Source organism: Desulfomicrobium baculatum DSM 4028 (genome assembly GCF_000023225.1).
Classification (GTDB): Bacteria; Desulfobacterota; Desulfovibrionia; order Desulfovibrionales; family Desulfomicrobiaceae; genus Desulfomicrobium; species Desulfomicrobium baculatum.
Window position 1 is genome coordinate 1,402,034 of sequence record NC_013173.1, and the last position, 14,084, is coordinate 1,416,117.

Genomic DNA, 14,084 nt, shown 5'->3' on the forward strand with positions numbered 1-14,084 from the left:
TTATTTCATTTTTTTTGGCATTATTTGTTTATTATGTTTGCTATTTTAATGTTCCAAGTTTTTTTGATTTTGTATTTGTTAATTATGGATCGTATATTAACAATATGTTTTTCATAATGGATAATTATTCCTCCATGTCTGCTGGAGAGGCTGTTGATGATCTTGCAATAAATGTATCATCATCCTCCATATTGAATTGTATTATTACTTTGGCTGTGATTCATTTTTTCATAAAAAATAAAAATACCAAAAACGTTGTTTTGCTTATGATTATGTCAATGTTTTTTGGATGCATTTATTTTTTATATAGATCGCATGGAACGGATTTGTATGTGACGTTATTCATATACTCCATATGCGCTTTTATGCCCTCTGTATTTTTGTTTTGTCTCAGCCTTTTCTTCGTATCAGAATAAGTTTTTATGACTCAAGGAGTGGTGAAAATGGTCTCATCGTGCCTGGATTGCTGGCAATACGACGCCCAGATCGGTGGCGGGGCATTTGGGGTGGTGTACCGAGTTCGAAATGATGTCGGCGTTCTCAAGGCCTTGAAAGAGTTTTGCGCCGAGACATGCGTCGAGTACAAAGAGAAGGAGATCGGTGAGTTCTTGAATCTCCTTTCTCCGCGTATCGTCAAGCCCGAGTGCTGGGGCATGGACGCGGAGGGGCGCTTGCGCGTGGTCACGGAATTTCTGCCAAATCCCTTGCGGTCGCTTCTGGGGCCTCTTCCTCTGGATGAGAAGAAAGTCATCTGGATTTTTGAAGAGATTCTCAAAGGACTGGTGGAACTGGAGCGCCATGGGTTCGTGCACGGAAATCTGAAGCCGTCAGACATTTTCTTATGCGGAGAAAATGTGAAGATCGGAGATGCCTGGATTCCGCTCTTTGTGCGTGGTTTGAGCCCGGTATCCGTGACTCCGAGCATGTATGACAATTATAGTGCGCCAGAAAGGTTCAAAAGAAAGTACGGTTCTAGTGTTGACCGTTGGGCCGCTGCTGTGATTTTATACGAAATGCTTTCTGGAACAAGCCCGTTTCCCTCATTTCCTCTCTCGGATTTCATGCAGGCCATCATGAACGATGAACCTGACTTCTCGAATATTCCGGATAAATATTTTCCCTTTCTGTTTCGCTGTTTCATGAAGGATCCTGCTGAGCGTGAAGAGAACCATCCGTCTGCTGAAGCCATGCTCGATGACTTCCGGTGGGCGTGTTCGAGAAAGGCAGTCGTTGCAAAGAAGCGCACAAGTCAATCTGTTACAGGCCCTGAGCCTGGAAATCCTTGGGCTGATTCTGCAACGGGAATGGAATTTGTATGGATTCCGCAAGGTGAATTCATGATGGGCTCGGCAGATAATGCTCAAAATGCATTTGATGATGAGAAGCCAAGCCATCTTGTAGTGTTCAGTCAAGGATTCTGGATGAGCAAATACCCGGTTACGGCCTCCCAGTTTTATCGCCACGTATTGGGCGGTGCACTCAGTAATGCACTGCACGAATTTAACCATCCAGTCAGAAATGTATCCTGGAAGCGGGCCCAGGACTTTGTTCGATGGCTCAACGACCAACCACGGGAAGAAATTGTCAATTTTTCACTGCCGACAGAGGCGCAGTGGGAGTATGTTTGTAGGGCCGGGACGACGACACGGTTTTACTGGGGCGAGGAATGCGAGCCCGAGAATGCCCCATTCGGATTGAATGCCTCAGTCCCAGTAGGCTCATTTCCTCCCAACCCGTGGGGGTTGCACGACATGCTTGGCAATGTTTGGGAATGGTGTCTCGATACTTATGATGGGAATGCATACTCGCGCCATGCTGAGATTGACCCGGTTCATGTAGGGGCTGGGGAGAATAAGGTGATCCGTGGTGGGGGTTGGGATACGCGTGTTGGGGCTGTTGGGGTGGCGCGGAGAGGGTGGTTTGGTTTGGATGGTGAAGGGGGGAGTCTTGGGTTTAGGGTGGTGGTTGTATAATTTGAGCTATCTTCACTTTGAGCTACGTTGTTTCATTCGTTTCACTTGATACCGGTGATGAGCATTGCAAACTCCTGTCGCACCCAATGGGGGCAATAACTCATTCAGGAGAAGCAAGTTCAATATGCCGATATCATAGATTTATTTAAAGAGGAGAATGTTTCAATATTGTATATTCAATGCAATTTTTTCACGGATTTAGGTTTGAAGGATATCCTCAGGCTGGAGTTGTGGTCACTGGCGAAGATGGCGCGCAAGAGAAGTTGAAATTGGATGCCTAGGATGCTGGGCCTGCTCGCTTGATCATGGATGTGCAAAGGTGTTTTATCAGTGAGTCCCACTAGAAATAATTTCTAGCCTAAAATGCAAATTTTTTTTTAAGTAAAATTATTACTGTATGAATATGTCGTTTATAGTGAATGTTATTATTCCTAGCTTTAATGCATTTGATGTATTAAGATTGACACTAGTTGCATTAAATAATCAGACATTGCAAAGGGATAAATATGCAATTATAGTCGTTGACGATAGCTCTTCCAGTTCTCCTCCAAAAAATGTTGTCAACGATGTTGATATCTGGGTTTCCATGCCAAGGCATGGTGGACCCTCAGTCTGTCGCAATAAAGCACTCAGCATAGCGCCTGAGAGCTATGCGACTTGTTTTTTGGGACAAGACACAGTGCCTAAGCCTGATTTTTTGGAAAACCATCTGAATGCGATTTCTGAAAAAACACTTTGCGCGTCTCTGGGGGGGATTTATTTTCCTGATAAATATATTGAAGAGTCACCCTTCATGGACTGGCTTGAACAACAGTCGTATCAATTCGATTATCCTAACATAGCCAGTGCCGGTCCTAAGTGGTTTCATGCCTATACTTCCAATTTGATGGTGCCAAACAAGGCTATCTCTCAGGAACCGTTTGATTGGGAAACTTTTCCTTATCTGTTCGAAGACGTTGATTTTGGTTTCCAACTGGCTCAACGTGGGGTCGAAATAGTGTACACACACTCATCAAGTGTCCTACATTATCATCGGCGTACTCTCTCAGAGTTTATAAAACGACAGTACTTAGCTGGTATGGCTGCTTATCGATTTTACAAAAAATATAATGGCGTTGTGGATGGCGATATTTTTGCTGTTAAATCTATATTATCAAGTTATCTTCCTGCCTTGAGAGATTGCCTTAATTTTAATCAAATACAACAAATTGAAAAATCTAAATTTATTGACTCAAAGATGAAATACAATTTAATAAGTGCTTACGATAAATTGCTTAGGCATCAATATGCTAAGGGTGTTATTCATGAACGTAAGCAAGATTAAAGAGTTGCATATTGTCCCGACATATAAATGCAATAGCCGATGTTTGCACTGCTTAAATCATATTCGAAAAGATGAAGTTAATCTTGATTTGTCAATGTTGGATTCATTTTTTAGTAAAAATAAATTTTGTGATTTAGACACTGTTGTTCTTACAGGGGGACAAATAGATTTACATCCTAATATAATTGATTTGTGTGAAATTATCGGAAGCAGAGTGCCAGCTGCAACAGTGGTATTTACGGCTAATTATATAGATATAGGTGAGACAGCTTCACTCATAGAGAAGGTTCGAGCAAAGATTTCATCATCAAATTTGCTCTATGTTTCTCTTCCTTTGGAGGGCCCCCCATATCTGCATAAACAAATTCGTGGGGTCGATTCGAGCCTTCCAAAACTCGTTGAGCATTTGAGGTCGATGGCGTTGCATAATTCAATGCTTGGAACGAGTTTTACGATCACTCCTTTTAACTACCATGCCCTCTATTGGGCATACGCGTTCTCTAAGGCGAACAGTTTAGATTTCTGGGCTTCTCCATATAGTAAGTCATATTTTTACAACAACTTAGGGCAGCGCGCTCAGTTTAAGGCGCTTGATAAGCACCATCTCAAATTGCAAATCGACAAGATACTTTTTGATCTCTCTCAGGAGCGTGACGAAACCAAGCATATCTATTTTTCAGGATTGCGGCAATTTATGTGCAGCAATGAGCCATTTCCAATGCCTACATGTCATGCCGGGGAAGAGTTTGTGGTCATTGACAGCCAGGGTAATTTGAAGCCTTGTATCCTTATCGACAAGATAATAGGGACAATTGACACTGATTGCCCTATTGTATCCCCTGACGAGATAAGGAAACAGTATAATTGTTCTTGCTGGACAGTGTGCCATGCCTACAAAATGGCCAAGGAGCACAGGGATGGCTAATGTGGTAGCGTACAATCCGTATTTGTATGTGATGGGCGGTGGGGAATATTATTTCCTTGTCGCACTTCAAGAAATCGCTCGAAGACATTCTGTCACGATAATTCTCCCCGATACGATTTCTGACAACGGCTTTTGGAAAGTCGTTCAGGATGTGTTTGCAATAGACCAATTCCCAGCTATTTTATCAAGAGAAAGACTCGTTACTGATCATTTTGACTTATGTATTGTTGTGAACAATGCAGAGATTAAAAGGCTATTCGCATGTTCTCAGATTAACATAGTTCAATTACCAGGAAGCTACAATGTTTGCGATGCTGTTGAACTTATTGTTTATAACTCAATGTATACTTCGTCAGCATGCATGGGTATCTCTTCTCAATGCGTGACAGAAGTAGTGACGCCACCCGTTCCTCATCCTACACAGAGAAGCAGAAAAAAAAAGAGAAGCATTCTTTCCGTAGGACGGTTTGGCGAGAGTGTGCATGCAAAAAATGAACTGGATTTGCTGTGGGCTGCAAAGACAATTTTGAAGCATCGCTCAAATGGTGATGTGACATTTCATCTAGTCGGAAAGACTACCCTGGCCTCTCCCGAATATATCGGCAAGTTATCTCAGGAATCCTGTGATCGAATCCATATACATCTAGATATCAACCGGATAGAGCTCACAAAATTGTATCAGCAGTCTCAACTGTTTTGGTCAGGTACCGGGTTTGGCTTTGATTTACAATTGAACCCAGAGCGAGCTGAGCATTATGGAATAGCCGTCGCCGAAGCCGCTTTGCATCATGCTATCCCGCTGGTCCAACCTCTGGGTGGTTATCTTGATTTTCTTGAGCCAGGTAAAACTTGTCAGCCCTGGATATCCCTGGATGACTTAGTTTTTGAGAGCCACCGCTTGTTAAACGACCCAGTTGCATACACAAAGATGGTGTCCAACCTTAAGGAAAATCAATGGGTTAAAAGAATATTGTCTCCGTCCAAGTTCGCTGAAAAGTGGCTATCCATTGCCGAGGGCATACTTAAATGTTGATTTCAGTCGTAATTCCAAGCCATAAAAGACCGAATTTGCTAGATAATTGCCTTGATTCAATCAGAGAATCTCTGTCCATTCTAGGCCCTCGTCAGGCTTGTCTGGTTGAAGTTCATGTCGTTTTTGATGGCTGTTTTTACCCGGAACTCGAACAAAAGTGGCGCGATGTTCCTCGGTTTTATTTATGGAGCATCGACAAAGCAGGAGCCGCCGCAGCCAGAAACTACGGTGCAGGCAAAGCTCAAGGCGATTTTATAGCTTTCATTGATGACGATTGTATTGCACGATTTGATTGGTTGCCGACCATCCTAAAGGAAGTTGGTAAGCTGGGAGGCGGGACAGTTGCCTTAGGAGGTGGGGTTAAGGCTTACCCAGGCAAGCAGACTTTAGCCGGTAGCTATCTACGAAACATAGCTCATCTGGATGGGCCCATCTGTGAAGGTGGAGTTATCGTAAATATGGCTACTGCGAATATGCTCGTAAGAAAAAAGTCATTTTGGAGTGTCGGAGGATTCGATCAGGCATTTGACGTTGCTTCCGAAGACGAAAACCTTTGCTCTCGTTTAAGGCAGGTTGGTGATCTGACTTTTTCAGAGCACATCATTGTTTTTCACCACCATGACATTTCGCTTGTAAAACTAATCAGAAAGTTTTTTAGATACGGTTATGGCGTGGCCCAACATGCTAATTTGGTTGAAAATGATGCCAGAGAGGCATTGTCTCCTTACTATCCACTATGGAGGGCATTTCGTGATATTTTTTCTACGTTTCCAGTTCTTTTACAGAGAATTCGTAGAACAAAAGAAAAATTTAATAATCCATACAGCGCGCCTCTTTCATGTTTAGCAGTAGTTTGTGAGTTGGCCTTTCAGGCTGGTGTATACAAATACAACAGCAATACGAGACATAAATAATGAAATATGATTTTTGGATAGAGCCAACTACGCAATGCAACTTAAAATGTAAAATGTGTACTCTTGGTCATGAAAATTCTGTGATGTCTGAGAAATTGCAGAATATTGTCGCTCAATACGCTCATAAAGCATGTAAAAACATGCATCTGTATTTGAGGGGCGAGCCTCTTCTTGCAGGTCTAAAATGGTTTTCTAATTTTTTTAAACTTAATAATGACGGTGATGTTTATTATAAAGTTATAACCAACGGAATGTTGCTAGATCAGAGCTTCGCACACCTTTTTTCACAGTACAATGTTGATTTGATATTTTCAATTGACTCAGCAGATCCCAGTACTTTTTCTAGAATTCGCCGTGGAGCGTCTCTTGACACGATTGAATTTTCTTTAAAGCTGGCGCATGAAATGGGAATCAAGACATCAATTTACTGTACAGTACAAAAATATAACGTAGAGTCATTCAAAGATATATTAAATTTTGCCATATCTCACAATGTCCATAGTGTTGGCTTGGGGTTCGTTGTAGAGCCACGTTCTTGCAGTTTTACTTGGACCCCCCAAATAGTTCAAAGCTTTCTTGAATTTCCAAGTCAACTGCAAGGTGCAGGACTTTCTTCTTGTGGCTTGCCTCAATTTATCCCTGGTCATAAATTGACAAATGGGAAATACTACCGTTTTGATGAGCCTACGCAACTATCGTGCGATCAGTGTAGGCGAACACTTTGTGTTACGAGTTCCGGAGAAGTGTCAGTGTGCTTTAAATTGCCTAGAATTATAGGAAACTTAGAAAAAATAAGCCTTGCAGAATTGCTTAAGTCGGAAAAGTTGCGTTGTTTGCAAATGAAAATAAATAGCGATAACCCTCCAGATATGTGCAAGGTATGTACATGGTCTGGATATGGGCTAACTTCCTTGCCGGGGTGGAGGATGTCTAGTGCAAGTTTCAATCATCATACCCTCTAGGAGGCGAGAGCATAGCCTGTATAGGCTTTTGCATTCATTTATTAAACAAACTCCGGTATCCATGGAATGGAATGTGGTTGTAGTTGGAGATCGTCAGTCGTGTTGGACTCCAGAGTTTGTAGGAATGCAGTTTCATTGGCTTTCATTCTATACATGCACTGCTGGTGGACCAGCGTCAGCGAGAAACTTGGGCGCGATGCAATCCACGGCTGATTGGTTGATATTTGTCGACGATGATTGTGTACTTCCACCACAGTGGCTGCAACACTGGGAAAACGTTTTTAATTCCGTGCCAAAAGATGTGGTCCAGATCGGTGGTCCCGGTCGTCCACTTTCAAAACCTGCTCAGTACTCAGCATTCTGGTATCTCGTCGAGAGCGGATTTTTGACCAAGCCTGTGCGACTTAACGATAGAATTGAGTGCATTCCTACTTTAAATGCAGCTATCCGAAGAGATGTTTTTCAAAAGATCGGTGGATTTGATTCGTCTTTTAAATTTGCAGGAGGAGAGGATTCTGATTTGACATACCGACTGTATCAACATGGAAAAGTCGAGTATAGTGATTCTACATATTTATACCATGATCATGACAGAAGCTTTCTAAATATTTTAGAGATGTATTTTCGTTATGGGAGAGGTGTGGCTCATCACATCAAAATTCGAAACCGTCCATTTCAGGAGGGAATGTTTATTGCCGGTAACCCTTTCAAGATTTTTTTACTTCTTCCACTTGTTGTCCGATCTGGGTGGCAATTGTCTAAAGGAATACTATGTAAAAATTATTTACAGATAAGCATTGTTTTAATTTGTGCAGTAGGACAGTCTTTGGCATACCAAATAGGAGGTGCTTATGAGATGATAAGGAGAAAAGTAATTGGATAATGAAATAAAAAACATTTGTTATCGGATTACAAGACGTTGTAATTGGAAATGTCATTTCTGCCAAGCGCCTCCAGATGCTAAAGAGCTGTCTACAGTTGAGCATCTGAAAATATTGCGTAGACTGGCTCAGCAAAGAATTTTATCTTTAAAAATTACAGGCGGAGAGCCACTTCTTCGAAATGATTTAGAGGCTTTCATTGATGAATCTTCTGGATTAGGGTTTAATATAACGCTTTGCAGTAATGGTTCCATGTTCCGACCTTCGGTTTTAAGCCGAATTGCTGATAGCCAATACAAAATCAAAATTAGCCTGCACTCCCTAGTGGGGAATTCATTGATGGAATTTCGTCACGTGCAGCAAGCTATAAAAGGAATTGAGCGCGCAAGGACGTGCGGTATACATACATCTATTCATTGTATCACAACCAGTGAAAATCGTCGCGAACTAAACAGCATACTCTATTTTGCTACACAGCTTGGCGTATCGAAAGTTACATTAATACCGCTTGTCCCTAGAGGAAGGTCTTTCTTAATTGATTCACAAAATTTCCTTCACTGGCAGCATGTTGCAAAAATTGCTGAGCAAAAAAAAGATTTTTTTCCCGAGTTAAAAGTTAGCTTTTTAGATTTGTACCGTAAAAAGTATTACGTACTAGAAACTGATGGATGTTTGTATCTTCAGGCAGAATCAGAAAATCAAGATGTGATTTTACACAAGTATGTGTAAGTATAATCAAGAACTATGTCGTTTAGTCGTAAAAACTATAGATATTATCAGTGGTATAGTAACTATCAGTATAGGGTTTCACAGCATTTTCCATTCTTTGTATGTTGCGTATTCTTACTGGAAGTGGGGTGGGCGTAATTGGAGGCGAATTCTTTCATTGTTACTACATGACATTGGATATATCTGGGTGGGAACATGGCAAAGGGGAGATTTGTATAAGCATGCCATTGTTAGCGGTAGAATTATATCCTTTTTACTCGGAAGAAAGTACGGCGTGTGGTGCATGCGTCACAGCAGGAAAGCTTGTGCGCACATGAATGTTCGGCCTTCTTTGGCGTGTCACTTTGACAAGAAGGCCCGTTGTTATCATTCGAAGGTTGGTTTTGGGTTGATGGTTTTATTAGATGTCGGATTTTGGACTTCTGGGGTTCACCCTCTGGCGTTCGGCCAAGTGAGCAGGTTGTATCAATCTATGGTTATTGATACAGGTGACGATTTGCCTGTTCGCAAACCTGTAACAATCTATTAATTTGTAGGTTTAATTTTTTTAGGGACATACCTCCGTAAAGGTGGGAAATCTGTTCCATTTTCTCCCTAGAAATCGGTCGAGTGCCATTGCCTAAAGAGCTCAGTTCTGAATTGATATTAGTTACAGTGTTATCTAATTCATTATACCAAGAATGTGTATTAATATTCTCCTTTACCCCTTTGATAGCTACATTAAAATGCATTATTACTGAAGGTATGAAGACGAATGGTGGCAGAAGGTTTTCTTTTTTATCAACTATGAAAGGATGAACTTTTCTTGTGAAATGATAGTTTTTAGAATTTAAATTGAAAAATCTTGCTAAAATAAACTCATTCTTGGTTATTACTTGCTGCTCAGAGAAATACTCAACTTCTTTCCCGTTGTTGATGCAACATATTCGATCGCGAATCGCAGCATATTTATCTACCCAAGCGTAATTTCGCAAGTCTGGACCACAATAAATCTCATCTGCATCAAGCATGAATGCTGATGTAAAACCCTGATTCCGCAGAAAACTTAGAGACATGTTGTACAACAAAGCCCAATTTTGAATTTTACCGTTCTCGTCTAGTGCTTTGGAAAACAGCTTTCCCGGAACAACTTGTATTGAATTATTATTTTTGAATTGAAGTAATCCCATGTCAAACAAAATAATCTTATCGCATTTCTTTTCAACTGACCTAACCGCATAGTCTAGCAAGGGTTGAAACCCGTTTGCAAAAAGGAATGTGCAAGCGCTCATTTATGAATACTTCCTCTGACTCTAATGTGGAATTGCAGGTTTCGCTTGTTCGTCGAGTTCGCTGAGAATTGGTATTACTCCGAGCACTAAACAGTTAACATTTTAGGCCGCGTATACAATATGGTACCCGTGGAAATATTCTGATCAATCGAGGGCCTGCTCTGGCGGCTCGGTAGGTTGTCCTTGTTCAGCAGTTCGTCGGAATTCAATTCGGGGCTGTACCTAGGCACAAAAAACAGCCGGATGGAATCCTTTCGCTCTGCGACCCCAGGTTGCTAATAGCCGAAATCATGTTGCAGCCAAAACGCTTGCCCGGAACTTTGACAACCGGGGTCTCGCCTTTGACTCCCTAAGTGCGGCCCACGGGGTGGTCGCTGCGCAGTCCCATTTCATCGCCCAGTAAATTTGGGCTCCTGCCTTCTTGGCTTGCTGCTTGATGTCTGAAAACTTGGTTTTCTGCCAGTACTGAACTTACATCCGATTCTGTTCATATGCTCTGAACACAGGCTCTTGCGGACTGAAGCCCCAGCTTCGCAGATATCGGCTGATTGTTCTCAATGCCAAGGACACACTGAATTTTCTTTCAATGATTGCTCCGACAGCCTCGCGAGTCCTGAGAGCAAACGGCAAGCGCAATTGGTCTAGATTTTTGCCAAGGACCAACCGAGCAGCCCAGGCTGCTTGAAAACCCTTGAGCTTGCCGCCATCAGTAGGCCGACCCAGGGGTTTGGCTTGGAGAGTTTGCTCCCCGTCCTGCTGGTAAGCTTTCAGCCATTTCCAGATGTCTACTGTAATTCATGTCAGCTATCTCTCTTCCGCATTCTTGACCAAGTCCAGAATCATATTAATGATTTCTTCCTTATCAAATTGACACATAAAATCAACGTATTCTTTTCGTTCTTCTGCGGTGCTGAAACAAGAGAATTCGTATTCTTCAATTGAAATTCTGCAACCACAGTATCCTAAAAAGATGTTGACGTATTTACCGCGTATCGTGGTTTCGCTTTCTGCACATATAAATTATGACTCACTTGTAATGATAGTATATTTCGTTTCGTTATATTTGGCTACATTTAGCCCTTAATATTGATGATCGGACGTACACGGGCTACAGTCTCAACCATGTTTTCTTGCTGCCGCATCACCTCGAAAATCGACTTGTAGGCAAACGGTGATTCATCGAGAGTATCCTTGGACACTTTGGCGATAACGCCATTCATGGTTTCGGCAAATTGCTGCACATCCAAGGTATTCTTTGCCTGCTTGCGGCCAAGAACCCGGCCCGCGCCATGAGAGCTGGACCACAGGGCTTCCGGATTTCCCTTTCCGCGAACGATAAAACTGCCGTCCCTCATGTTGCCCGGTATCACGCCCATCATGCCGGCTTCGGCATGGGTTGCTCCCTTACGATGAATCCACATTCCATCTTTCAGCTCTGCGTGATTATGGTTTCGATTGATGAGCTGCGACCAATCCGCCGGGGATACACCTAGTACGACAGAATCAATAACGTCGAGAATCCGTCTCATCATTTCGCGGCGATTAGCCAGCGCAAATTCCAGGCAAAAGGCCAAGTCGTCTATGTAATTCTTTCCAGCTTCGCTTGAGACTGACAAGGCAAAGTGTCCTTCTTTGGCCTTGTTTCCTTCACTTGCCAGACGCATGTAATGTGAGGCGGTGGCATGACCAATGCCCCTGCTGCCGGAATGCAGCACAATCCACACTTTTCCCGTTTCGTCTTCGCCTATCTCGGCGAAATGGTTGCCACCACCAAGGCTTCCAAGTTGCTTGAGTCCGTTTCTTGAAAAAATCTCCTGCATCTGGTCGCTACGAGGCAAGTCGTCCCCTTCAGGCCACGCAGTTTCTTTGGTATTGTGGGCAAAACCTACAGGTACAGCCTTGTAGATCCTTTCGAAAATCTCGCGCCCTTGGGCACGAATTTCATCCGCGCTATGGTTTGTTGGCAAAGCGCACATACCGCATCCGATATCATATCCGACCCAGGCTGGCACAATCACCCCTTCTGTGGCCACAACGGCGCCGATCGGGAGAGAGTATCCAGTGTGCGCATCGGGCATCAGCGCTCCGCGGATAGTGAAGGGCTGGTTCATCGCGCTTTCAAATTGGAGCAGCGCTTCCTGCTCCAGAACTTCGGCGTAGATCCGGTAGGGTTTTTCGGTAGTGATGTTCATAAGATTCTCGCAAGTCTTTTATTGTTAGAATTCCCTGATGCTTCCCCAGAAAACAACACCTGCACCATGGCAGACCGGGCAAACGGGATCTCGACCGTCCTGGTCCCGAGTTCCGTCTCCTTTGCATCGACCGCAGACGGTGTACGGGATAGGAAAGAAAATCTGCCCTACACCGCCACAGACGGTGCACTTCGGATCTCTTCCGTCTCTGTCTCGCGTTCCCGTGCCTTGACATCTTCCACATGCGATGAGTTCTTTCGTCATGATTGCCTCCGAATTTCGTCTGATCTAGGAACGCGCATTCTTGAAAGAAAGATTCTCTGCGTTCAAACCGGATTTACGGTGTTGAAAGCGACTTTTTTCGCATTGTCTCGACAAAAAAGGAAAGCATTTTTTGCATCTGTGGATATTGGGTTGCGGTGGGGCGGCATGAAATGGATAGACCTTTGTCGAAAAACTTAGGCTCGATCTCGTTTGGCCTTGGCGGTTGCCAACGGGAGAGGAGCATGCCACTGGCTTCGGCAATCATGGGGGGGCGGCGAAGAGTTAGCTCTTTCTTGTATGGAAGACGGGGGGTGAACTGTAATGATCTTGATTAATTGCAGAAAATCAAGACTTGATCGGCATGAGCAGCTCCGTAAGGTCGTTGCTCGTGTTGTTGACTTTGGTTCTCACCAAATAGCTGGCAAATTCATCGCATTCAATCGGACAATATTCGGAAGTTTTGAAACGGCTGTTTCGTCCTGGGCGAAAAATCGTGCTCAAATAGCTGCCTTGCGCGATTGGGTTCAACGAAGGTGAAGCCCGAATAGATATTCAAGAAAAGAATAACCAAGAGGCCGACCTCCATTGCAGATGTAAGGCCGGCCTGTATTTACTTGTCATTTGGCTTTGGGAGCCTTTTTACGCTTTTCCCACAACTTCATGTCCTGCATCGTCTTGCGGCGACTTCGGGCCAGAGATTTTGCTACAAGAGAAGTACCCTTCTTGTAGCCGTATTTTTCCTTGTACTGTTCGGGAGTGAGTCCGTGGGTTATTAGATGGCGCTTGGTCAAAACTTTGAATGACTTTCCGCATTCGCAGCAGATGACACTTTTCTCTCTGATGGCATTTTTGGGGTCGACAGCCGGTTCGGTTTCGACAACTGGCGCAACACCTTCAGCGACTCCACGAATGCTGCCAGCCAAGGCTTTGATCATGGATGTGATCTCGTCCTCGTTCATGTTGCGTACAGATGCTTGGGCTTTTACGATCTCGATTGCTTGCTTAAGAGAATCTTCCATGTTGTCTCCTTTAGAATATTTGGGGATTTGATTGTAGGCTATTGCACACATTGTGCCTATTCTGAATTACACACACTATTGGACAACCTACACCCAAGTTACAGGAAGGTAAATATCGGCTGGATGCTGCGACTGATAAGTGAAGTTGATCTTGTTTACTGTGCTTCCCCGTAGATAGAGCGCACGACGCTGGATGGGCTATATCCGAGTTGCCCTGCGATCTTCCGAAATGAGAAGTCTTGCTCTTGATATGCGCGAACACTTACGGTCCAAACTTTTATTCTGTCAGTCCTGCCATGATCCTATTCTCCGGCACCTGGGCTTTTCGAGTTCATCACGCTGACAACTAGGCTGCTGACAGTTCTGCAGACAACGAAAATATAGGCTACTCCATAATTCATTTGCTCCCGCCGGCAGTTGTGGTCGTGCACGGGGTGCCGTAACTCTTTTTCGCGATCGCTTCCTGGGCACTTGTAAGCGTTCTGTTTTGGAAGAAATTGTTCTGTGAGTGGGTGACGGCAACTGGGCGAATCAGAAAGAAAGTTCCAGATCGTGCTCTGCGGGGATTCTTATGAAGCCATTTTTTTCTAAAGGGGC

The 14,084-nt window shown here is 43.5% G+C and carries 12 protein-coding genes and 1 pseudogene; 8 read left to right on the top strand and 5 right to left on the bottom strand.

Annotated features, from left to right (window positions below):
- The first annotated feature begins 443 nt into the window (after nt 1-443).
- The 8 genes from DBAC_RS06415 to DBAC_RS18320 all read left to right on the top strand — a co-directional run bounded on the left by DBAC_RS06415 (nt 444) and on the right by DBAC_RS18320 (nt 8,741).
- Nucleotides 444-1,973 (top strand): SUMF1/EgtB/PvdO family nonheme iron enzyme, encoded by a 1,530-nt coding sequence (locus DBAC_RS06415; protein WP_015773466.1) that lies wholly within the window; start codon nt 444-446, stop codon nt 1,971-1,973.
- Nucleotides 1,974-2,388: 415 nt separating this feature from the next.
- Complete coding sequence (locus DBAC_RS18300; protein ID WP_167320917.1) at nt 2,389-3,297, top strand: glycosyltransferase family 2 protein; 909 nt, start codon at nt 2,389-2,391, stop codon at nt 3,295-3,297.
- Entirely contained in the window at nt 3,278-4,222 is a 945-nt protein-coding gene (locus DBAC_RS18780) for a radical SAM protein (protein ID WP_167320918.1), read from the top strand. The genes DBAC_RS18300 and DBAC_RS18780 overlap by 20 nt, the downstream gene beginning before the upstream one ends.
- Nucleotides 4,215-5,255 (top strand): glycosyltransferase family protein, encoded by a 1,041-nt coding sequence (locus DBAC_RS06430; protein ID WP_015773469.1) that lies wholly within the window; start codon nt 4,215-4,217, stop codon nt 5,253-5,255. Before DBAC_RS18780 ends, DBAC_RS06430 begins: the two co-directional genes overlap by 8 nt.
- Nucleotides 5,249-6,169, top strand: a complete 921-nt coding sequence (locus DBAC_RS18305) for a glycosyltransferase family 2 protein (protein ID WP_015773470.1) — start codon at nt 5,249-5,251, stop codon at nt 6,167-6,169. The genes DBAC_RS06430 and DBAC_RS18305 overlap by 7 nt, the downstream gene beginning before the upstream one ends.
- Nucleotides 6,169-7,131: a radical SAM protein gene (locus DBAC_RS18310; RefSeq protein ID WP_015773471.1), complete on the top strand. Its 963-nt coding sequence runs from the start codon at nt 6,169-6,171 to the stop codon at nt 7,129-7,131. The genes DBAC_RS18305 and DBAC_RS18310 overlap by 1 nt, the downstream gene beginning before the upstream one ends.
- Complete coding sequence (locus DBAC_RS18315) at nt 7,103-8,014, top strand: glycosyltransferase family 2 protein (RefSeq protein WP_015773472.1); 912 nt, start codon at nt 7,103-7,105, stop codon at nt 8,012-8,014. Before DBAC_RS18310 ends, DBAC_RS18315 begins: the two co-directional genes overlap by 29 nt.
- A complete protein-coding gene (locus DBAC_RS18320) occupies nt 8,007-8,741 on the top strand; it encodes a radical SAM protein (RefSeq protein WP_015773473.1) in 735 nt (244 codons plus the stop codon). Before DBAC_RS18315 ends, DBAC_RS18320 begins: the two co-directional genes overlap by 8 nt.
- A 476-nt stretch (nt 8,742-9,217) precedes the next feature.
- On the opposite strand, the gene DBAC_RS06435 is transcribed toward DBAC_RS18320, so the two are convergent.
- From DBAC_RS06435 to DBAC_RS20075, 5 genes and pseudogenes are all read right to left on the bottom strand, one after another.
- On the bottom strand, nt 9,218-10,012 hold the full coding sequence (locus DBAC_RS06435) for a glycosyltransferase family protein (protein ID WP_015773475.1): 795 nt from the start codon (nt 10,010-10,012) through the stop codon (nt 9,218-9,220).
- Between the two features lie 471 nt (nt 10,013-10,483).
- Nucleotides 10,484-10,675, bottom strand: a complete 192-nt coding sequence (locus tag DBAC_RS20035; RefSeq protein WP_167320919.1) for a helix-turn-helix domain-containing protein — start codon at nt 10,673-10,675, stop codon at nt 10,484-10,486.
- A gap of 410 nt (nt 10,676-11,085) precedes the next feature.
- Nucleotides 11,086-12,204, bottom strand: coding sequence for an RtcB family protein (locus DBAC_RS06445; RefSeq protein ID WP_015773476.1), 1,119 nt, complete (start codon nt 12,202-12,204; stop codon nt 11,086-11,088).
- Nucleotides 12,205-13,085: 881 nt separating this feature from the next.
- Nucleotides 13,086-13,487 (bottom strand): Ros/MucR family transcriptional regulator, encoded by a 402-nt coding sequence (locus DBAC_RS06450; RefSeq protein ID WP_015773477.1) that lies wholly within the window; start codon nt 13,485-13,487, stop codon nt 13,086-13,088.
- 342 nt (nt 13,488-13,829) lie between these two features.
- Nucleotides 13,830-13,964 (bottom strand): annotated as a pseudogene (locus DBAC_RS20075) (IS3 family transposase); the annotation flags it as partial.
- Nucleotides 13,965-14,084: the final 120 nt, after the last annotated feature.